We start from the raw sequence: 19,860 nt of genomic DNA, 5'->3' as shown, positions 1-19,860 counted from the left end.
CCAAATTACCAAACGTAGCAGATTACCTCTCCGCCAACTTTTTCTTGTCTTGCCATTTTATCTGTAATTATTCCCTTAGATGTAGAGATAATTGCAATTCCTAGTCCTCCTAGAACTTTAGGAACATCGTCGCACTTAACATAAACTCTAAGTCCCGGTTTTGATATTCTCTTTAATCCAGAGATAACTCTTTCACCGTCTTGAGAATATTTAAGATCTATTTTGATCATTCCTTGTTTGTCGTCTTCAACAACGTCATATCCTTTAATATAACCTTCATCAAGAAGAATCCTAGCGATTTCTTTTTTGATGTTTGAGCAAGGAACATCAACAGATTTGTGTCTTGCATTATTTGCATTTCTAATTCTTGATAGCATATCTGCAATTGGGTCTGTCATCATATCAGTTTGCCTCCTTTCATCTAAGGCTTATTACCAGCTAGCTTTTCTTACGCCAGGGATTTGTCCTTTATACGCAAGTTCTCTAAAGCAAATTCTACATATTCCATATTTTTGTAAAACTGAATGTGGTCTTCCACAAATTTTACATCTTGTATATTCACGAGAAGAATACTTTTGTTTCCTCTTTTGTTTAGCAATCATTGATTTTTTAGCCACTTTGTACCTCCTTAAGCCTTAGCAAAAGGCATTCCCATTTTGTCTAGGAATTCTTTAGCTTCTTCATCAGTTTTAGCTGTAGTTACTATATTGATGTCCATACCTCTAATAGTGTCTACTTTATCGTATTCGATTTCTGGGAAGATAAGTTGTTCTTTAAGACCTAGTGCATAGTTACCTCTGCCGTCAAATGCAGTTGGCTTAACACCTCTAAAGTCTCTTACTCTTGGAAGAGCAACGTTCATAAGCTTATCTAAGAAATCGTACATTCTATCGCCTCTTAGAGTTACCTTAACACCAACATTTTGACCTTCACGAAGTTTAAAGTTAGCTATAGATTTTCTTGCCTTAGTAACAAGCGCCTTTTGACCTGAAATAATAGTTAGGTCTTCAACAGCTGCTTCTAGAGCCTTGTGGTTATCTTTAGCTTCGCCAAGACCAATGTTAATAGTGATCTTTTCAAGTTTCGGTACTTCCATAACGCTTTTATAATTGAAGCGTTCCATTAGGTGGCCCACAACTTCTGTCTTATATTTTTCTTGTAATCTTGAAGTCATTATTCTACCCCCTACTTAATTGTCTTTCCGCTAGATTTTGCAAATCTAACTTTTTTTCCGTCTTCAAATTTATAACCAACTCTAGTAGCCTTGCCTGATGCACTGTCAAAGTACATTACGTTAGATACGTGAATTGGCGCTTCCATTTTTTCAATTCCACCTGGTGCTTGAGGTCCCTTTGGTTTCATGTGTTTAGTTACAACATTAACTTTTTCTACAACAACTAAGTCTTTCTTAGGAATTGTTCTTAGGACTTTACCAGTCTTGCCTTTATCTTTTCCGGCTATAACTTTTACGATGTCATCTTTTTTAATTCTCATATTACACCTCCAAATTATAGTACTTCCGGAGCTAGAGATATAATCTTCATAAAGTTTCCAGCTCTAAGTTCTCTAGTTACAGGTCCAAAAATACGAGTCCCAACAGGGCTTCTATCATCTTTTATTACAACAGCTGCGTTATCGTCAAATTTGATGTAAGATCCGTCTTTTCTGCTGATTCCCTTGTTTGTTCTAACAATAACTGCTTTTACAACAGAACCTTTTTTGACAACGCCACCGGGTGTTGCATGCTTAACAGAACATACTACAATATCACCAATGCTTGCTGTTCTTCTATTAGTACCACCAAGGACTTTAACAACAGATAGTTCTCTTGCACCTGAATTGTCAGCAACACGCAATCTTGTTTCTTGTTGAATCATGTTATTCTCCTTTCAAGCTAAAATTATTGAGCCTTTTCAATAATTTCTACAAGTCTCCATCTTTTATCTTTACTTAGTGGTCTAGTTTCCATAACTCTTACGCGATCACCAATACCACATTCATTATTTTCATCATGAGCCTTGAAATTAGTAGACTTCTTAAATCTCTTCTTATAGATTGGATGAGTCTTTAAAGTCTCAGTTTGAACTACAATAGTCTTATCCATCTTATCGCTTACAACAATTCCTGTTATAGTTTTTCTTGAATTTCTTTCCATGAGATTAAGCCTCCTTTCCAACTTCAAGTTCACGTTCTCTAATGATCGTTTTTACTCTTGCTATATCTCTTTTAACATTTTTAATACTTGATGGATTGTCAAGTTGGCCAGTTGCCAATCTGAATCTCAAATTAAAAAGTTCATTTTTAAGTTCATTAACTTTGTTATTTAAATCTTCGCTAGACATCTTGCGGATTTCATTAGCCTTCATTTGAGTCACCATCCTTATCTTTCATAACGAATTTTGTTTTAATAGGGAGTTTCATGGATGCAAGTCTCATAGCTTCTCTTGCAACTTCTTCTGAAACACCACCCATTTCAAATAAAACTCTACCTGGTTTAACAACTGCTACCCAGTATTCTGGCGCACCTTTACCGGAACCCATACGAGTTTCAGCAGGCTTTTCTGTAACAGGTTTGTCTGGGAAAATCTTAATCCAGATATTTCCACCTCTACGAATATATCTTGTCATAGCACGACGTGCCGCTTCTATTTGATTTGAAGTTATCCAACAAGGTTCTAAAGCTTTTATACCATATTCGCCGTATGCAAGCTCATTACCACGCATAGCCTTGCCCTTCATTCTGCCTCTGTGAACTTTACGATATTTTACTCTCTTAGGCATCAACATGACTATTCCCCCCTTCTTTAAGACTCTTTATTTTTATTGTCTCTTCTATTATTTCTATTGAAATTATTGTTTCTGTTATCGCGTCTCTTGCGATTTCTGTTATCTCTATTATCTCTAGGTTTTCTTCCTCTTTCATCTTCGATTTCAGGAAGAACTTCACCCTTGTATAACCAAACTTTAACGCCTAGTTTTCCGTAAGTTGTATCAGCTTCAGCAAAACCGTAGTCAATGTCAGCTCTTAAAGTTTGTAGAGGAATAGTTCCTTCAGAATATCCTTCAGTTCTTGCCATGTCAGCACCGCCAAGACGACCTGCAACAGAAGTTTTAATACCAAGTGCTCCTTGACGCATAGTTCTTTGGATTGCTTGTTTCATAGCACGTCTAAATGCAACTCTTCTTTCAAGAGCTTCAGCAATACCTTCAGCAACGATTTGTGCATCTAGGTCTGGGTTTTTAATTTCTTCTACATTTATTACAACAGATTTATCTGTAAGTTTTTCAATTTCAGTTCTTAGTTCTTCGACACCAGCACCACCACGGCCAATTACCATGCCTGGTTTTGCTGTATGAATAGAAACTTTAACTCTATTAGCAGCTCTTTCGATTTCGATTTTAGAGATACCTGCAGCATAAAGTTTTTTCTTAACGTAATTTCTAATATTGTTGTCTTCAACTAAAAGATCGGCAAAATTTTTCTTATCTGCGTACCATTTTGAATCCCAATCTTTGATTACTCCAACACGAAGTCCATGTGGGTTTACTTTTTGACCCATTCTCTACCTCCTTACTCTCTTTCTGCTACTACAACGCCAATGTGACTTGATCTCTTTAAAATTGGATAAGCCATACCTTTAGCCTTAGGACGGAATCTCTTCATTGTTGGGCCTTCGTTTGCGTAAGCCTTTTTAACATAAAGATCTCCTCTGTCTAGGTTAAGGTTGTTTTCAGCGTTAGCTACAGCTGAATGTAGTACCTTATATAGTTCATGAGCTCCTCTTTTATTAGTAAACTTTAAAATAGAGAGGGCTTCATCAACGCTTTTTCCGCGTATTTCTGCGCAAATATAGTTCACCTTTAGAGGTGATATTCTTACATATTTAGCAATTGCTTGTGCTTGCATTATAACCCTCCTTACTTAAGTGTTGTACTCTTTTCGCTCTTGCCGCCGTGGCCTCTATATGTTCTTGTTGGAACAAATTCACCTAATTTATGTCCTACCATGTCTTCAGTAATATATACTGGCACATGTTTTCTGCCGTCGTGAACAGCAATTGTGTGAGAAACAAATTCAGGGAAAATAGTTGAGCGACGAGACCAAGTTTTTATTACTTTGTGTTCGTTCTTATCATTAAGCTCGTCAACCTTCTTTAGAAGGTGTTCATCAGCAAATGGTCCTTTTTTTATTGATCTACTCATTAATACCCTCCGATTACTTAGTTCTTCTTCTTACAATATACATGTCAGATTTTTTAGATTTCTTTCTAGTCTTAAGTCCTAGAGCTTTCTTGCCCCAAGGAGTCATTGGTGAAGGTCTACCAATTGGAGTTCTACCTTCCCCACCACCATGAGGGTGATCAACAGGGTTCATTGCAGATCCTCTTACGTGAGGTCTCTTTCCAAGATATCTGCTCTTACCTGCCTTACCTAAAGTGATAAGTTCGTGAGAAATATTTCCAACTTGTCCAATAGTTGCCTTGCATCTTAGGTCTATTAATCTAAATTCACCTGAAGGAAGTCTAAGTTGAGCGAACTTTCCTTCTTTAGCCATAAGTTGTGCAGATGATCCAGCAGATCTTGCAATTTGTCCACCCTTACCTGGAGTCATTTCGATGTTGTGTACTGTTGTACCAACTGGAATGTCAGCAAGTCTTAGTGTGTTACCAACTTTAATATCTGCATCTGATCCAGATTCAACTACGTCTCCTACCTTTAAACCATTTGGTTGGATGATGTATCTTTTTTCACCATCAGCATAGTTTAGAAGAGCAATGTAAGCTGTTCTATATGGATCGTATTCAATAGCTGCTACTCTTGCAGGAATATTGTCTTTATCTCTCTTTAAATCTATAATTCTGTATTTTCTTTTAACTCCGCCGCCTCTATGTCTACTAGTAATTCTACCGTGAGCATTTCTACCGGCAGTCTTGTTGATAGTTGTTACAAGGGATTTTTCAGGTGTTGTCTTAGTAATCTCTTCAAATGTAGCAACTGTCATTTTTCTACGGGAAGGAGTTGTAGGTTTAAATCCTCTAATCGCCATTATTAATACCTCCTACTATCAGATAGAATCAAAAAATTCTATCGGCTCTGAGTCATCAGTAAGCTTAACTATAGCCTTTTTCCATGAAGGACGTCTTCCTTGATGAACTCCTTGTCTTTTAAGTTTACCACGCATATTCATTGTATATACTTTTTCAACCTTAACGCCGAAGATTTCTTCAACAGCTTCTCTGATTTCAGGTTTTGTAGCAGTTTTAACAACTTCAAAAGTGTATTTGTTTTCTGCCATCATGTCCATACTTTGTTCAGTGACTAAAGGTCTTTTTATAACGTCAAATTTATTCATCAGTTAAAAACCTCCTCAACAACATCAAGTGCAGACTTTGTGATAACAAGGTTATCGTACTTTAATAAGTCGTATACGTTAATGTCTGTAGCTCTTGATGTTTTAACACCAGCGATGTTTCTTGCTGCTCTTTGAACATCTTTTTCGTCGTCATTAACAACTACAAGCGCCTTTTTACCAGCACCAATATTCTTTAAGATGTTAGCAAAAACTTTTGTCTTTGCTTCTTCCATTTGGATAGAATCTACAAGAATCATTTCGCCATCTTGTAACTTGCTAGTAAGAACTGACTTAAGAGCAACTCTTCTAGTCTTCTTAGGAGTTGTGTAAGAGTAATCTCTTGGTTTCTTAGCGAAAACAACTCCACCGCCTCTCCATTGAGGTGATCTAATAGAACCTTGTCTTGCACGACCAGTTCCCTTTTGTCTCCAAGGTTTTCTTCCGCCTCCACGAACTTCAGCACGTGTCTTAGCAGAGTGAGTACCTTGTCTTTTGTTAGCTAAAATATTTTTAACAACTAAATAAACAGCATGAGTGCTAACAGGAGCAGCAAATAGCCCTTCACTTAGTTCGACTTCTTCAACAGGATTTCCCTTAATGTCAATCATTTGAATTTTAGGCATTTCTTAACCTCCCTATCTTATTTAGTCATTTTAACAGTGCTTTTAATTCTAACAGTTCCCTTCTTAGGTCCTGGAATAGCACCCTTAACTAAAATTAAATTTTTATCTGTATCTATTCTTACGATTTCTAAGTTTTGTACAGTAACTCTTTCGTTACCCATTTTTCCAGCCATTCTGTGGTTTTTCCAAACTTTTCCTGGATAAGAAGCAGCTCCCATACCACCTGGCATTCTGTGGAATTTAGAACCGTGAGTTTCTCTACCACGACCGAAGTTGTGACGTTTGATAATACCAGCAGTTCCTTTACCCTTTGAAGTTCCAACAACATCAACGTGTTCTCCAACTTCAAATAAATCTACTTTTATTTCATCGCCTAAGTTGTAAGATTCTACATCATCAGTTCTGAATTCTGAAAGATGTTTTCTATATCCTACACCAGCTTTGTCTAAATGTCCCTTCTCAGGTTTGTTTAATCTTCTTTCTTTAACCTCTTGTGTTGCAACTTGGATAGCGTTATATCCATCACTTTCAATTGTTTTCTTTTGCACAACAACATTTGGTTCTACTTCAATAACTGAGACAGGAGTGACAATACCCTCTTCATCAAAAATTTGGGTCATGCCAATTTTTTTACCTACTAAATATTTCATGTTGCACCTCCTAATATTTACAGCGGACTTCTATTTAGAAGTCATATAAAGCAAAGTTTTAAAGTTTAATTTCAATATCTACACCAGCTGGTAGATTTAACTTCATAAGTGAATCTACAGTTTTTTGTGTAGGGTTTAATATATCAATTAGACGCTTGTGAGTTCTTTGCTCAAATTGTTCTCTTGAATACTTGTACTTGTGTACAGCTCTTATAATTGTGATGATTTCCTTTTCAGTTGGAAGAGGAATTGGTCCAGATACTTCTGCACCGCTCTTCTTAGCAGCATCAACAATTCTTAGTGCTGAATTGTCAAGTAGTTCGTGATCATAAGCTTTAAGTTTAATTCTGATTTTTTGTTTGCCTTTGTTAGACATATTTACCTCCTATTCGCTAAAGCCTTACTTGCGAATGGGGTTATCGATACACGCACCCTGGTGTGTAAACAGGGCACATTTGAAAAAAATAACCCACGCCCAAGTCCAGCTTGGACTTCTCTGTCATAATTACCTTGAAACCCCTTTTTTTCAACAAAATCTCAAGCAACTTATGACTTCATCGCAACATTCTTTTTAAACGCTCAAATATTATATAATAAAAAATCCCACTTGTAAAGGATATTTACAGGTTTTTTTGAATTTCTTCAGATTTTTTATTAAGAATATTTTTGCTCTTATTTTTTGCATCTAAATTTATAGACACTCCCTTTAATATAGTCTAAAAGTCTTATATTTGCAAGGCTTTATCTATTTTTATAAAAATATTTTTAATTTTCTTCCTATTTATTAATAAATTATTTTTTTAATTATTTTTTTCTAAGATTTAATTGCTTATAAAAAATTTCTTCCTATTATATAGGCTTTTATTTTTTTTATTTTTTAACCTAAATTAGTAAAATAATTTTTTTCTGAGTAGACATAAAAATTTTCCACAAGTTTTAATTTTTTTTCAAATCGCAAAAATTTTTGATTATACAATCTTATGCAGGACCCCATATCATAGAAAGAATTAAAAAAAGTATGGCAGACCACCATACTTTTCATACACTTTTTATTACTAATTTTTTATAAGTTTTACTATTTTAATAAGATCACTTGGACTTAGTCATTAGATAATTGTAGGCACCTAGGGCAGCTGTTGCTCCAGATCCTTCTGCTATGACAATTTGCTTAAAGGCTGAGTTAGTGCAGTCCCCTGCTCCGTAAACTCCTTCAAGGCTTGTAGCCCCAAACTCATCTACAATAATTTCTCCACGAGAATTTTTTTCCACAAAGTCTACCCACTCAGTCATTGGCACAAGTCCAACTTGGATAAAGCAACCTTCAGTCTTTTCTTCTATAACTTCGCCACTTATCCTGTCCTTGTAAGAAATCTTTTCCAAAACTTTTTCTCCAGTCAAGGCTTGGGTCTCTGCATTAGTAACTATTCTTACATTTTTAAATTCCCTTAGCTTGTCTTGAAGAACCTTGTCAGCCTTTAATTCTGGCAAGAATTCTAGGACTAGAACTTCCTTGGCAAGGCTGGCAAGATCAATTGCAGCTTCTATACCAGAGTTACCTCCACCGATTACTGTTACCTTTTTGCCCTTAAAGAGTGGTCCGTCACAGTGAGTGCAGTAGGCAACGCCCTTGTTCCTAAATTCTATCTCTCCAGGAATTCCAATTAGCCTCCACTTGGCACCAGTTGCAATTATTACAGTCTTGGCAAAGAGCTCTCCCTTATTAGTAATAACTTTTAAAGGATTGCCTTCTTCTATGCCAGTGACACATGCGCCTTCAATAATATCAACCTTGTACTTATCCAGATGAACCTTCACATCATCCATGTACTTTGGTCCCTCTGTGTACTCAATACCAGTGATGTTTTCTATTGAAAGAGTTTCCTTAACTTGGCCGCCAAATTCTTCAGCTACAAGTCCAACTTTTATTCCCTTTCTCGCTCCATAGATGGCAGCTGTTGCCCCACCAGGACCGCCGCCAATAACAAGACTGTCAAAGACAGGTTTTTCTTCTAGCTTTAAGTCCACTTCCTCATGACTAATCTTGTTTAAGATTTCATCTAAAGAAGCCTTTCCATTGTTAAAAACTTCAGAGTTTAGATAAGTTGTTGGAACTGCCAAGACCCCAAGGTCCTCAACATAGTCTGTGAAAACAGACCCATCAACCATTGTGTGCCTAATCTTTGGATTTAAAACTGCCATAATGTTTAAAGCTTGAACAACTTCAGGACAATTGTGGCAAGATAGACTCACCATAGTTTCAAATTCCATTTCCTCATCAAAGGCTTCTATCCTCTCCCTAGTCTTGTCATCAATCTTTGGAGGACGACCTCCAACTTGTAAGAGAGCAAGGATAAAGGACTCGAACTCATGGCCTAGAGGAAGTCCAGCAAAAGTAACTCCACTTACAGACCCAGAGGAAAGGCTAAAGCTTGGCTTAAACTTTAAGTCAGCTTCCTCTACTTTAATCTTGTCTGTAAGGCTTACTACTTCATCAACAAAGTCCCTTAACTTTTTAGAATTTTCTGAATCATCAAGGCTAATAGAAATTACAACCTCTCTCTCGAGAAGTTGTAAATATCCCTTAACCTGATTTTTTAAATTTTGGTCTAACATTAAATCTTACCAACTAGGTCTAGGCCTGGAGTTAAAGTTTCTCCTGATTGTTTCCATTTTGCTGGACAAACTTGACCAGGATTGTTTCTTACAAATTGACCTGCACGAATCTTGTCGTAAACTTGACTTGCGTCACGTCCAATTCCATCTGCATTGATTTCTAGAGTTTGAATAACTCCATCTGGATCAATGATAAAAGTTGCCCTTTGTGCAAGACCAGCTTCTTCATCAAGAACATCAAAGTCTCTTGCAATAGACTTGTGAGGATCAGCAAGCATTGTGAACTCAAGCTTGCTAATAGCTTCAGAGTGATCGTGCCAAGCCTTGTGAACGAAGTGAGTATCAGTTGACATTGAGTAAACTTCTGCCCCAAGTTCCTTTAGCTTTCCATATTGCTCTTGCATATCTTCAAGCTCAGTTGGACATACGAAAGTGAAGTCAGCAGGGTAAAACATTAGAACTGTCCACTTGCCTTCAAAGTCCTTATTAGAAACTTCTACAAACTCTTCCTTGCTAGGCGCATAGCCCATAGTTTTAAACTCAGGTATTTTCTTTCCTATTTGTGACATATTGTCCTCCTTATATTTAAATTTTTATTTGATAACAACTTTCAGTATTAAATATACCCCGAAAAATTATCCTCTTTTAAGTTTATTAAGATAATTAGTTTAATGACTTTGCAAAATCATATGAGTTTGTAGAAATTAATTACTCTGTAAGAGTTTATGAGTTAGTAAAAGCTTGTGAAGCCACAAAAAATTAAAAGCTTGTTGAAGTTTATGTAGTTGTAAAAAATTATAAACTTGCTAATGTTTATGGAGTCGAAAGAAATTATAAACTTATAAAAGTTAATGAGCTTATTAAAAACTATAAGCTTACAGACCTTGATGAAGTTTAAATAAATTCTTATCCCCTGCAAACTAATAAGCTTATGCAAAAATATCAGACCATTAGAAACTACAAAATTCCATAAATATAAACCTTAAAAATTTTTGATTATTTTTATCAATTATTAAAATTTTTATTAATACTTTCCCCCTTTTGGGGTATTATATAGATATATGGAATAAAATTTAGGAGGAACTATGAAAATATTATTACTAATGAAAATTGTTCCTGACACTACAAATGCAAAAATCGATCCAGAAACAAAAAACCTAAAGAGAGATGGAATTAAAACCGTTATTAACCCATCAGACCTTTGCGGTTTAAAATTTGCACTTAATGTCACAGAACAAGTGGAAGAAGATGTACAAATTGACGTCCTAACTATGGGACCACCAGATTCAGACAAATATCTACGTGAGTGTATTCAAATGGGAGCAGAAGAAGCCTACTTATTAGAAGGCCTAGAGTTCAAGGGTTCTGACACTTTTGCAACATCTTATGCCCTATCAGAAGCTATTAAACACATTGGTGACTATGACATCATCTTCACTGGCGACCAAACAATGGACGGAGACACTGGACAAGTTGGTCCACAAATTGCAGAAAGACTTAGCATGAACCAAGTGACTTACATCTCCGACATCAATTACAAGGGTGGCGAATTTGAAGTTAAGAGAAAGACTGCTGACGGAACTGAAACAGTTTCCTTAAAGACACCTTTCGTGGCATCTGCCCTAAAGGGTTCAGTTAACAAACCTTCAAAGTTTGCCCTAAAGAGATCTAGTATTGCAAAAGAAAAAGAAATCCACGACCTAACTGCAGAAAAACTTGGCCTTGACCTTGATAAGATTGGACAAAAGGGTTCCCTTACAGTGGTAAAAGACCTTTCTGCTCCAGACAAGAATGAAACAGGCAGGATAATTGACGAAGGTTCTGCTGACAAGAATATAGAAGCAATTATTAAGATAATCGAAGACTCAAAAGTGTTAGTGTAGGTGATAATATGAAAAAAGGAAATATTTGGGTAATAAATGAAACTTCAGAAGGCTCACTTTCACTTATAACTAAAGAAATGATGTCTGTAGCAAGAGAACTTTCTGATGAATTAGATAGAGAACTTGTAGCAGTAGAAATTGGCTACAAGAACGATGTCAAGGTAAAATTATCAGGCAATCTTGGAGCTGACAAGGTAATCCAAGTATCTGATGAACTTTTAGAAAATTACAACACAATGGCCTATGCCAAAGTCCTAGAAGGTCTAATGGATAAATACGATCCAGCAATAGTTATGCTTCCAGCATCACACGATGGACGTGACCTTGCAGGTAGGGTTTCAGCAAATAGAGGTCTTGGACTTGTTGCCGACTGTTCTAACCTTGAACTAACTGAAGGCAAGGAAGACATAAAGTGGATCAGACCATCCTTCGATGGAAAATTATTGTGTGACATAAGAATCCTTTCTGAAGCTATGATGGCTACAATTGGTAGAGGCGCCTTCGTTGAAGCTCCTTTCGAAGAAGGAAGAGAAGCTGAAGTAATAAAAGAAGATGCCAATATCACAGCTGATGATGTCAAGACAAAATTCATAAGCTTTGAAGAAGAAGAAATCAATCCACTTCTTGATAAGCTAATGAATGCAAAAGTTGTTGTATCTGGTGGTAGAGGACTTGGTGGACCAGAAAACTGGCACCTAGTAGAAGAACTTGCAGAAGCACTTGGCGGTGCAGTTGGAGCAACTAAGGCTGTAACAGACCTTGGTTGGTGTGACAAGGACCTACAAGTTGGTGTAACTGGAGTTCAAGTAAGACCAGACCTTTACATTGCCCTTGGACTATCAGGAGCAATCCAACACACTAAGGGAATGGAAGATTCCACAACAATAATAGCCATCAACAACGACCCAGACGCTGCCATCTTCAAGACAGCTCACTACGGAATTGTTGACGATTTATTTAACGTAGTTCCTGGACTAATCGAAGCAATAAAAAACAGAAGATAAAACTACAGATAAAATAATTTAACTTAAAAAGCTTGGTGAAATTTTACTCTCACCAAGCTTTTTTAATGACTAATTTTAAGATTACTTAATATTGTGACACCATAATAGCTCCAGATACCAAACCTAACCCTTTAAATATGCATAGCCCTATAATAATGCTAGCAATTATTATTGAAATTGCAATTATTATTGCCGACTTATTTTCCATAATCTCCCTCCTACAGATTTTCCCGTCTATAAATCCATAAAACTTAAATTTATTTTTTTGTCTATATCAAGATATCCGACTCACCGGGCATTTCTCACTATTCGGTCGCATCGTCTTCCTTCGCTGGATAAGATTTTTCATCAGCTCATGCTTCGCTGACGCTCGCATTGGCTGAGACTTGATCAAATTTCTGTAAGAAATTTTGATAAGTCTGCCCGCAGATTTTTGCTTGTCAAAAATCTGTGTTCCTTTATTCTCACCACAAAACCAGAAAAACAGAGACTCGTCTCTGTTTTTCTTATCATTAAAAAGGACCTATTGAGGGAGACAATAGGCCTTTATATACGTATTCTTTACTTATATTTATTTAAATCAAAATAACATCTCTATAACTTTCATTGCAACTGGCATTAGGATTACAGTCACAAGACCTGCCACTGCAATAGAAAGTCCACTCATAGCTCCTTGGATTTCTCCAAGCTTTCTCGCTTCAGAAGTACCAACAGCGTGGGAAGAAGTACCAATGGCAACTCCTTGTGCAGTTGGGTCCTTGATCCTAAAGAGTTTCATAACAAGGGGAGCGATTACTGCTCCAGTAACTCCTCTAATAACTACAAGAACTGCAGTTATAGCGGAAGCTCCACCATACTCTTCAGAAAGAGAAATTGCAATTGCTGTTGTGATTGATTGTGGAGTTGAAGAAACCACAAGATTTTCGTCAATGCCTAGGAAGCTTGAAGCGAAAATAACAAAGAAGACAGCAATAGCAGAACCTAAAATTGTTCCAGATAAGATTGGGATTAAGTTTTTCTTAAGTTCTGGAAGGTTTTCGTACAAATCAACTACCATGGCAACTGTAGCAGGTGCGATAAAGAACATAATGAAGTCTCCACCTTGCTTGTAATCCTCATAAGGAATACCAGTTACCTTTAAAAATAATATACATAGAGCAATGGATATTAAAAGAGGGTTTGCCAAAGGAGTCTTTAATTTATTACTAATCATCTTACCAATTTCAAAAGTTGCAAAAGTAAGGATGATACCAAAATATTTATTACTAAACATCTTTCCTCCTTTGAAGCAATTCTATAATCTTGCCAGTTAGGCCCATAGTAACTGCAGTACCAATAATAACTAGTACCACAAGTAGGCCTGCCTTGCCTCTGATTTCATCATAACTATTGATAATACCAACACCAGCTGGCACGAAAAGAATAGCTAGGTTATGAAGGATACCATTGGATGTCTTTTTAACATCGTCTGGCTTTATAATTCCCACTGAGAAAGCAATAAAGAGATAGATCATCCCATAAACTGCCTCAGGTATTGGGAAGTTTATCAAGTGTCTTGTCACAACCCCAAGCATTAAACACACACAGAGTATGACAAATTCCTTTAAATAATTCATAGGCCACCTATTAAGCGTTAGCTTTTATTTTTTTAACTTCTTCAATTAATAATGGAAGAACTTGCTTACAATCTCCAACAATTCCAATATCAGCTATGTTAAAGATAGGAGCATCTTCGTCCTTGTTAATAGCTACGATAAAGTTTGAGTTTTCAATACCAGAAACGTGTTGAACAGCACCACTTACACCACAACCGATGTATAGAGCTGGAGCAACAATCTTACCTGATTGACCAATTTGTGAAGCCTTTGGAAGTACACCATCATCAATAACAGGTCTTGTTCCTGAAATTGGTGCGCCAAAAACGTCAGCTAGTTCTTTAACAAGTGGGAAGATTTCATCAGATGATGCACCTCTACCACAAGTTACAATAATTGGAGCATCTTCAAGGTTAATTAGTCCTTCGTTTGAAGTAACAATATCCTTGATAATAGCCTTTAGGTCCTTAACTTCATCAATGTTTTCTTCTACAAGATTTCCTGCACCATTAAGGTCATCTTTCTTGTCAAAGGATCCTGCTCTTACAACAGCAATTCTTGGAGCCTTTTCAATTTTTGATTCAGTTAAAACAGTTGCACCGTAAGAAGGAGTTACATAAATAACATCTTCACCTTCGAACTTGATGTCCATTACGTTAGTAATAGAAACTGTGTCAAGACTTGCAGCAGCATATGGAGCTAGGTCCTTGCCATCAAGAGTTCCTGGGATAAATATGTCTTCACAGTCATATTTTTTAGAAACTTCAACAATAATATTTGCGAAGTCTTCCATGTTGTAGGCTTCTCTTTTTACAAGTACAATTTCTTCTGCTCCAGCAGCCTTTATTTTAGCTAATTCTCCATCAGCAAGTTCAAAAGCAATAAGAGCAAGAGACTTGCCGCCCTTTTCCTTAGCAAGTTCACTTGCCTTAGAAAGAGACTCTAAAGAAAGTTTAATAGGAGCAGCGTCTTTAATTTCTATATAAGTTAATATATTTTTCATCTTTTCCTCCTATTATAAAACCTTTTGTTCTAACATTAGGCTAATAGCCTTAGCTACAGTATCTTCAACTTCTTCTTCTTGGATCTTAACTCCAGCTTCCCTCTTCTTAGGTTCGAAGTCCTTAACTTCTTCAAGGATTGGGCTAGAAGTTGCTTCTACTTCAAAGTCATCAATCTTTTGTCTTCTTGCAGCCATCTTAGATTTTATAGTAGGGTATCTTGGCTCATAGTCTGGTTTAGCAATAGTTACAACAGATGGAAGAATAGTTTCAACTAATCTATAACCACCATCGATTTCTTGCTTAGTAACAAGCTTGTCGCCATCTTTTTCCATTGCGATAACAGATGTAACAACACCAAGATCAGACTTATTTGCAAAGTAAACTCCAACTTGTGAAGCTTCTGCATCTGTAGTTTCTTTACCGAAGCAAATTACATCAAAAGCACCAAGTTCTGCTTCTAATTTTTCCTTTGCTCCCATAAGAATTTCTGTTATAGCTTTAGCATCAAGCTTTCTATAATCATCATTCTTAACTAAGTAAGCCTTGTCAGCACCAACTGCTAGACAGTTTTTAAGAGAGTTCTTAACCTCTTCATTTCCTATAGAAACTACAACTACTTGACTTTCTTCATTAGCTTCCTTAAGTCTTACAGCCATTTCAAGGGAGTAAGTGTCGAAAGCATTAACAACAGGCGTGATATCAGAGATAGCAGCTCTGTCCCCTTGGACAGAAACTGCTACTGAATCATCAGGCACTTCTTTTATAAATACTAGAATGTTCATTATTTAATCCTTAACCTCTCAATAAATTATTAGCAACAACTATTCTTAAAACTTCGTTAGTACCTTCAAAGATTTGGAAGATCTTAGCATCTCTTAGAAGCTTTTCAACAGGATATTCTCTTGAGTATCCATATCCACCAAATAATTGGATAGCATCTTCAGCAACTCTCATAGCTATATCAGAAGCAAAGCACTTAGCAATTGCAGATTCTCTATTGTAAGTTAGTCCCATGTCCATTCTAGTAAGAGCGTTAGCAACCATTTGTCTTGCAACTTCTGTTTGAATGTCCATGTCAGCTAATTTAAATTGGATAGCTTGGTTCTTGTTAATTTGTTTACCAAATTGGATTCTTTCAGTTGTATATCTTTTAGCTTCGTTGATTCCTCTTTGAGCAATACCAACAGCAATACAACCCATCCAAGCTCTAGCTTGGTCAAGAGTCTTCATTGCTATAGAGAAGCCTTGTCCTTCTTGGCCAATAAGGTTCTTAGCAGGAATTCTACAATCTTCAAGAACAACGTCAGTTGTGTTTGAAGTTCTAATTCCCATCTTGTCTTCTTCCTTACCAGCACTTAGACCTGGAGTTCCAGCAGGTACTAGGAACATTGAAAGTCCTCTAACACCTTGAGACTTGTCTGTAGCTGCAGTAATACAGTAGTAAGAAGCAACTGCACCGTTAGTGATGAAGCATTTTCTTCCGTTTAATACGTATTCATCACCATCTCTTACAGCAGTAGTAGTTCCTGCACTAGCATCAGAACCAGCACCTGGTTCAGTTAGACAGAAAGCACCAAGTCCGCCTTCAAGTGTTACGTCAGCAATATATTCTTTTTGTTCTTGGTTTCCAGCAATAAGAACTGGTTTCATACCAAGACCTGAAGCAGAGATAGTAGTTGCAAAACCAGCATCAGCCTTAGCCATTTCTTCGAATAGGGCAGCTACATCAACCCTAGAAAGACCAGGTCCACCTAATTCTTCAGGAACTTCAAGGGCAAAGTAACCTTGTTCCTTTGCCTTTTCATAAAGTTCTTCTGGGAATTCGCCAGTTCTATCTGCTTCTTTACAAACTTCTACAACTTCTTTTTCACAAAAATTTCTAATATCTAAAAGTAAGTCCTGTGCTTCTTCTGAAATTAAATATGACATTAATTAAAATCTCCTTCTATTAAACAACTTTATCTGGGTTAAGAATTAAGTTTGGATCGAATACTTTCTTGATTCCTCTCATTAGCTCAGTGTTAACTGCGCCTTCAAATTCGTGTAGGAATGTCTTTTTACCAAATCCGATTCCGTGTTCACCAGAAATTTGTCCACCAAATTCATAAGCCTTCTTGTAGATGTCGTTCATGAATACATCAACTTGCTTAACGAATTCTTCTTTTTCCATATCGTTTGAGCAAGTGTAAATGTGTAGGTTACCATCACCAGCGTGACCGAAAGACTTAACTTCAAATGGGAAGTCCTTAGCTCTTTCGTTAACATAGTGTACATACTTAGCAATCATGTTAATTGGAACTACAACGTCACATTCGTCAAGAAGCTTAGTTTGAGATTCAATAGCTTCTAGGAAAGAAGATCTAGCAGCCCAAGCTTCCTTCATCTTGTTTGGAGTGTCAGCAACTAGGATGTCAATTGCTCCAGCTTCCATAAGAACTTCAGCAGCTTGTTCAACAATATCGTTAAGTGCATCTTCATCTTCATCATCAAAAGTGATAAGAAGGTAAGCACCAATATCAATTCCTTCTAATTCCTTAGGGAAAGTTGACTTTCCAATGTAGATTTCTGACATATTAACAATTTCTTTTTCCATGAACTCAATTGCTTGAGGATTTAAGTTAGCCTTAAATAATTGTGGAACAGTAGAAATACAAGTGTCAAGATCTTCGTAAGGAACGATTAAAGACATAGTTTCCTTTGGAGCTGGGATAATCTTAAGAGTAAGCTCAGTGATAATACCAAGAGTACCTTCAGAACCAATCATAAGGTCCTTTAGAGAGTAACCAGTAGAAGTCTTAGAAACAGTTGCACCAAAAGTAGTGATTTCACCAGTTGGAGTAACAACTTCCATAGAACGTACATAGTTTCTAGTAGTACCGTACTTAACAGCTCTCATACCACCAGCGTTAGTTGCTACGTTTCCTCCTAAAGTAGCAAACTTTTCACCTGGATCAGGTGGGTACATGTAGCCTTTAGATAGGCAGTCTTCAGCAAGGTCGTTTAATAGAACACCAGGTTCAACTCTAACAACCATGTTTTCTTCATCATAATCAAGAATCTTGTTCATTGATTGCATGTTAATCATAACTCCACCGTGTCTAGAAACACCAGCACCAGTAAGACCAGTACCTGCACCTCTTGGAACTACAGGAATCTTGTTGTCGTTACAAATTTTTACAACCTTAGCAATTTCTTCAGCGTTAGTTGCATCAACAACTAATTCAGGTTGTCCTTCACCGTAAATAGGCATTTCATCGTGGAAGAAGTCGATGTTAATCTCTTCACCAACATAAACTTTGCCTGATACAGCATTTTTAATTTCTTCTATCACATTGTCTGTAACAGCGTTATAATTTACCATTTTTCCCTCCAATAATTCATTAAAAATATTATTGTCTTTATTATATAATGGACCAGATAAAAAAAATTGTTTTCCCTCTTGAAAAATCTTGAATTATTCCTCAATTATTTGACTTTTATTCAAGTAACTAATATAATTATCTTGTATTTATGAGAGATTGAGGAGATATTATGTGGCAATACAGGCAAGCTTTTAAAACTTTAATAGACCTAACAAATACAAAACTATCCACCATTGCCTTTAGCTTGGGTTATGACATATCCTACATAAGCAAGTGGAATAGCGGGAGAAAGTTACCCTCATCTAAGAACATCTACACCATAAATAGAAAACTCTCCTCCCTATTTGCCAAAGTCATCATAGAAGAAGACAAGGTGGACGACTTCTTCACTGCCTTCAAGATCAACAACAAGGACGTCTTGAAGAGCGATTCAAGAAAAGGTCTAGAAGTCTTGATCTATAAACTCTTAAACGAAGCCTACATGGACTCCAACCAAGACCTCCCCATGGAGACAGTCTCAAATACAAATTTCATCTTCAAGAACTCTTCCATAGACAAGGACCTAAGAGAAACCTTGGAGAAAATAATTGGGAAAAAGAAAAAAGTTGACATCTGGGCAACTTTTGACATCAATAGTCACTTCGCCCAAGTCCTCATGCAAATAGGTAAAAATTTAAATAAGGACGTGGAATTTAACCTCCACCTCCTTTGCAAGAAAAAGAACCTAGACAAGTTGGACATTCTAAAGAAAATAACCGACAACTCAGGCATCAACATTGAGCTCTACGAGGACCCAGGCATTGGCTACGACATTATCTTAATAAGAGAAACTGCCTACCTTATCCTTAGGCAAGAAGAAGACTTCTCCCTCCTAACCCATGGAGAAGAACTTGACACACTCTTTGAAATCTCCTCCTATATCATGGGACTTTTCAAGGGACTCAACAAGGTAATAGCTCTTTCCCAGTCAGAAGAATTGGCAAAGTCCAACTACAGGAAGTACTTCTATTCCGACAACGAGTTTCTCTTCCTATCTAACTACGGCTTTGAATTTCTTCTACCTAACCCCATAATCGACAGGATAATAAACGAAATCGACAAGGACAAGGACTTCAAGAAGAAGGAAGTCCAGGGCATCAAACTCCTTTGGGAAGAACTCTTTGCAGATGCAGAGATCAACTTCTTGGCAACGAGGACAGGACTCTTAAAATACTTTGAGACAGGAGAAATCTTCTACTGCTCCCTAAGAGCCAAGCTTTCCACTGAGGAGATTCAAGCCCACTTGAACAACATCATTTCAGTTATGAAGAAGAACAACAACATAAACTTTTATATTATAAAAGACAACAGGCCTCTCCAAGCTATGGGCCTCGACAAGTTCAACTTTTTCATCAACGAAAACAACATGTTCTTCAAGAAGATTAACGACGATGGCGACCTCACTTCCACATCTATAGTGACCGACGTCAAAATCCACAACAAGATCCACCACAGTCTGGAAGAAATCATGGACTCAGACTTCAGTCAGAAGTACCAAGTCGACGACCTAGAGAAGCTCTTCCATAAATACGTTCACGTATTCAAAAAAATGTCCCATAAGGCCTAGGCCAGTGGGAAGAATTTATCAATTATTTATTTAGAATTAGCACGCAGGAATTAATTAAAAAGAAATTATTAAAAAATCTAAAAACACTCTATAAAATTTACCAAAATTAACTAACCAAATCGAAAACATACTAAGAAAGGCTATGAAAACTCATAGCCTTTTTTCTT

At 36.7% G+C, this 19,860-nt stretch carries 28 protein-coding genes; 3 read left to right on the top strand and 25 right to left on the bottom strand.

The annotated features are described in order from the left end of the window. Positions 1 to 5: 5 nt before the first annotated feature. The 18 genes from rpsH to ahpC form a co-directional block, all read right to left on the bottom strand. A complete protein-coding gene (gene rpsH, locus M9426_RS05880; RefSeq protein ID WP_005957390.1) occupies positions 6 to 401 on the bottom strand; it encodes a 30S ribosomal protein S8 in 396 nt (131 codons plus the stop codon). Positions 402 to 431: 30 nt separating this feature from the next. Continuing rightward, the gene (locus tag M9426_RS05875; RefSeq protein ID WP_005957510.1) at positions 432 to 617 is read right to left on the bottom strand and encodes a type Z 30S ribosomal protein S14; all 186 of its coding nucleotides are present in this window, start codon (positions 615 to 617) and stop codon (positions 432 to 434) included. 11 nt (positions 618 to 628) lie between these two features. Beyond that, positions 629 to 1,174 (bottom strand): 50S ribosomal protein L5, encoded by a 546-nt coding sequence (gene rplE, locus M9426_RS05870; protein ID WP_062571956.1) that lies wholly within the window; start codon positions 1,172 to 1,174, stop codon positions 629 to 631. A gap of 11 nt (positions 1,175 to 1,185) precedes the next feature. Continuing rightward, positions 1,186 to 1,494: a 50S ribosomal protein L24 gene (gene rplX / locus M9426_RS05865; RefSeq protein WP_005957468.1), complete on the bottom strand. Its 309-nt coding sequence runs from the start codon at positions 1,492 to 1,494 to the stop codon at positions 1,186 to 1,188. A 14-nt stretch (positions 1,495 to 1,508) separates the two neighbouring features. Beyond that, complete coding sequence (rplN, locus tag M9426_RS05860; protein WP_148465119.1) at positions 1,509 to 1,877, bottom strand: 50S ribosomal protein L14; 369 nt, start codon at positions 1,875 to 1,877, stop codon at positions 1,509 to 1,511. Positions 1,878 to 1,900: 23 nt separating this feature from the next. Beyond that, the gene (rpsQ, locus tag M9426_RS05855; protein ID WP_005957504.1) at positions 1,901 to 2,155 is read right to left on the bottom strand and encodes a 30S ribosomal protein S17; all 255 of its coding nucleotides are present in this window, start codon (positions 2,153 to 2,155) and stop codon (positions 1,901 to 1,903) included. Between the two features lie 4 nt (positions 2,156 to 2,159). Then, positions 2,160 to 2,366: a 50S ribosomal protein L29 gene (rpmC, locus tag M9426_RS05850; protein ID WP_005957439.1), complete on the bottom strand. Its 207-nt coding sequence runs from the start codon at positions 2,364 to 2,366 to the stop codon at positions 2,160 to 2,162. Next, positions 2,356 to 2,787 carry a 50S ribosomal protein L16 gene (gene rplP, locus M9426_RS05845; RefSeq protein ID WP_005957418.1) on the bottom strand — a complete coding sequence of 144 codons (432 nt, stop codon included), beginning with the start codon at positions 2,785 to 2,787 and terminating at the stop codon, positions 2,356 to 2,358. The genes rpmC and rplP overlap by 11 nt, the downstream gene beginning before the upstream one ends. 17 nt (positions 2,788 to 2,804) lie before the next feature. Continuing rightward, entirely contained in the window at positions 2,805 to 3,560 is a 756-nt protein-coding gene (gene rpsC, locus M9426_RS05840) for a 30S ribosomal protein S3 (protein WP_060800688.1), read from the bottom strand. Positions 3,561 to 3,571: 11 nt separating this feature from the next. Continuing rightward, positions 3,572 to 3,907, bottom strand: coding sequence for a 50S ribosomal protein L22 (rplV, locus tag M9426_RS05835; RefSeq protein WP_005957388.1), 336 nt, complete (start codon positions 3,905 to 3,907; stop codon positions 3,572 to 3,574). Between the two features lie 11 nt (positions 3,908 to 3,918). Next, positions 3,919 to 4,203 (bottom strand): 30S ribosomal protein S19, encoded by a 285-nt coding sequence (gene rpsS, locus M9426_RS05830; RefSeq protein ID WP_005957452.1) that lies wholly within the window; start codon positions 4,201 to 4,203, stop codon positions 3,919 to 3,921. 13 nt (positions 4,204 to 4,216) lie between these two features. After that, positions 4,217 to 5,047, bottom strand: a complete 831-nt coding sequence (rplB, locus tag M9426_RS05825) for a 50S ribosomal protein L2 (RefSeq protein ID WP_005957523.1) — start codon at positions 5,045 to 5,047, stop codon at positions 4,217 to 4,219. A gap of 18 nt (positions 5,048 to 5,065) precedes the next feature. Then, positions 5,066 to 5,353 carry a 50S ribosomal protein L23 gene (gene rplW, locus M9426_RS05820; protein WP_005957514.1) on the bottom strand — a complete coding sequence of 96 codons (288 nt, stop codon included), beginning with the start codon at positions 5,351 to 5,353 and terminating at the stop codon, positions 5,066 to 5,068. Continuing rightward, positions 5,353 to 5,976: a 50S ribosomal protein L4 gene (gene rplD / locus M9426_RS05815; protein WP_005957518.1), complete on the bottom strand. Its 624-nt coding sequence runs from the start codon at positions 5,974 to 5,976 to the stop codon at positions 5,353 to 5,355. Before rplD ends, rplW begins: the two co-directional genes overlap by 1 nt. 17 nt (positions 5,977 to 5,993) lie before the next feature. After that, positions 5,994 to 6,626 (bottom strand): 50S ribosomal protein L3, encoded by a 633-nt coding sequence (gene rplC, locus M9426_RS05810; protein ID WP_005957434.1) that lies wholly within the window; start codon positions 6,624 to 6,626, stop codon positions 5,994 to 5,996. A 58-nt stretch (positions 6,627 to 6,684) separates the two neighbouring features. Beyond that, positions 6,685 to 7,002: a 30S ribosomal protein S10 gene (rpsJ, locus tag M9426_RS05805; protein ID WP_070700276.1), complete on the bottom strand. Its 318-nt coding sequence runs from the start codon at positions 7,000 to 7,002 to the stop codon at positions 6,685 to 6,687. A gap of 713 nt (positions 7,003 to 7,715) precedes the next feature. Then, positions 7,716 to 9,239 carry an alkyl hydroperoxide reductase subunit F gene (ahpF, locus tag M9426_RS05800; RefSeq protein WP_250341621.1) on the bottom strand — a complete coding sequence of 508 codons (1,524 nt, stop codon included), beginning with the start codon at positions 9,237 to 9,239 and terminating at the stop codon, positions 7,716 to 7,718. Further along, complete coding sequence (gene ahpC, locus M9426_RS05795) at positions 9,239 to 9,808, bottom strand: alkyl hydroperoxide reductase subunit C (protein ID WP_005957521.1); 570 nt, start codon at positions 9,806 to 9,808, stop codon at positions 9,239 to 9,241. Before ahpC ends, ahpF begins: the two co-directional genes overlap by 1 nt. A 516-nt stretch (positions 9,809 to 10,324) precedes the next feature. Between ahpC and M9426_RS05790 the strand changes: the two genes are divergently transcribed. Both M9426_RS05790 and M9426_RS05785 read left to right on the top strand, forming a co-directional pair. Beyond that, positions 10,325 to 11,122 (top strand): electron transfer flavoprotein subunit beta/FixA family protein, encoded by a 798-nt coding sequence (locus M9426_RS05790; RefSeq protein WP_060800685.1) that lies wholly within the window; start codon positions 10,325 to 10,327, stop codon positions 11,120 to 11,122. Positions 11,123 to 11,130: 8 nt separating this feature from the next. Then, positions 11,131 to 12,126, top strand: a complete 996-nt coding sequence (locus M9426_RS05785; RefSeq protein ID WP_060800684.1) for an electron transfer flavoprotein subunit alpha/FixB family protein — start codon at positions 11,131 to 11,133, stop codon at positions 12,124 to 12,126. A gap of 85 nt (positions 12,127 to 12,211) precedes the next feature. Here the strand turns inward: M9426_RS05785 and M9426_RS09290 are convergent, their stop codons facing one another. From M9426_RS09290 to M9426_RS05755, 7 genes are all read right to left on the bottom strand, one after another. Beyond that, a complete protein-coding gene (locus M9426_RS09290) occupies positions 12,212 to 12,334 on the bottom strand; it encodes a hypothetical protein (protein WP_256466621.1) in 123 nt (40 codons plus the stop codon). Between the two features lie 372 nt (positions 12,335 to 12,706). Further along, positions 12,707 to 13,399, bottom strand: coding sequence for an LrgB family protein (locus M9426_RS05780; RefSeq protein WP_060800683.1), 693 nt, complete (start codon positions 13,397 to 13,399; stop codon positions 12,707 to 12,709). Then, on the bottom strand, positions 13,392 to 13,742 hold the full coding sequence (locus M9426_RS05775) for a CidA/LrgA family protein (protein ID WP_148465114.1): 351 nt from the start codon (positions 13,740 to 13,742) through the stop codon (positions 13,392 to 13,394). The genes M9426_RS05780 and M9426_RS05775 overlap by 8 nt, the downstream gene beginning before the upstream one ends. 10 nt (positions 13,743 to 13,752) lie before the next feature. Next, complete coding sequence (locus tag M9426_RS05770) at positions 13,753 to 14,724, bottom strand: electron transfer flavoprotein subunit alpha/FixB family protein (RefSeq protein WP_250341620.1); 972 nt, start codon at positions 14,722 to 14,724, stop codon at positions 13,753 to 13,755. Between the two features lie 12 nt (positions 14,725 to 14,736). Beyond that, on the bottom strand, positions 14,737 to 15,507 hold the full coding sequence (locus M9426_RS05765) for an electron transfer flavoprotein subunit beta/FixA family protein (RefSeq protein ID WP_005957506.1): 771 nt from the start codon (positions 15,505 to 15,507) through the stop codon (positions 14,737 to 14,739). Positions 15,508 to 15,517: 10 nt separating this feature from the next. Further along, positions 15,518 to 16,654 (bottom strand): acyl-CoA dehydrogenase family protein, encoded by a 1,137-nt coding sequence (locus M9426_RS05760; RefSeq protein ID WP_250341619.1) that lies wholly within the window; start codon positions 16,652 to 16,654, stop codon positions 15,518 to 15,520. Between the two features lie 19 nt (positions 16,655 to 16,673). After that, positions 16,674 to 18,086, bottom strand: coding sequence for a D-lactate dehydrogenase (locus M9426_RS05755; RefSeq protein WP_250341618.1), 1,413 nt, complete (start codon positions 18,084 to 18,086; stop codon positions 16,674 to 16,676). Between the two features lie 170 nt (positions 18,087 to 18,256). Here M9426_RS05755 and M9426_RS05750 point away from each other — a divergent pair, with 170 nt between their 5' ends. Then, the gene (locus M9426_RS05750; protein WP_250341617.1) at positions 18,257 to 19,693 is read left to right on the top strand and encodes a hypothetical protein; all 1,437 of its coding nucleotides are present in this window, start codon (positions 18,257 to 18,259) and stop codon (positions 19,691 to 19,693) included. Positions 19,694 to 19,860 lie beyond the last annotated feature (167 nt).

It is taken from the genome of Peptoniphilus genitalis, assembly GCF_023614525.1.
GTDB lineage: Bacteria > Bacillota > Clostridia > Tissierellales > Peptoniphilaceae > Peptoniphilus_A > Peptoniphilus_A genitalis.
The sequence above is the reverse complement of the archived record's forward strand: the minus strand, read 5'-3'. Positions and strand labels throughout refer to the sequence as shown.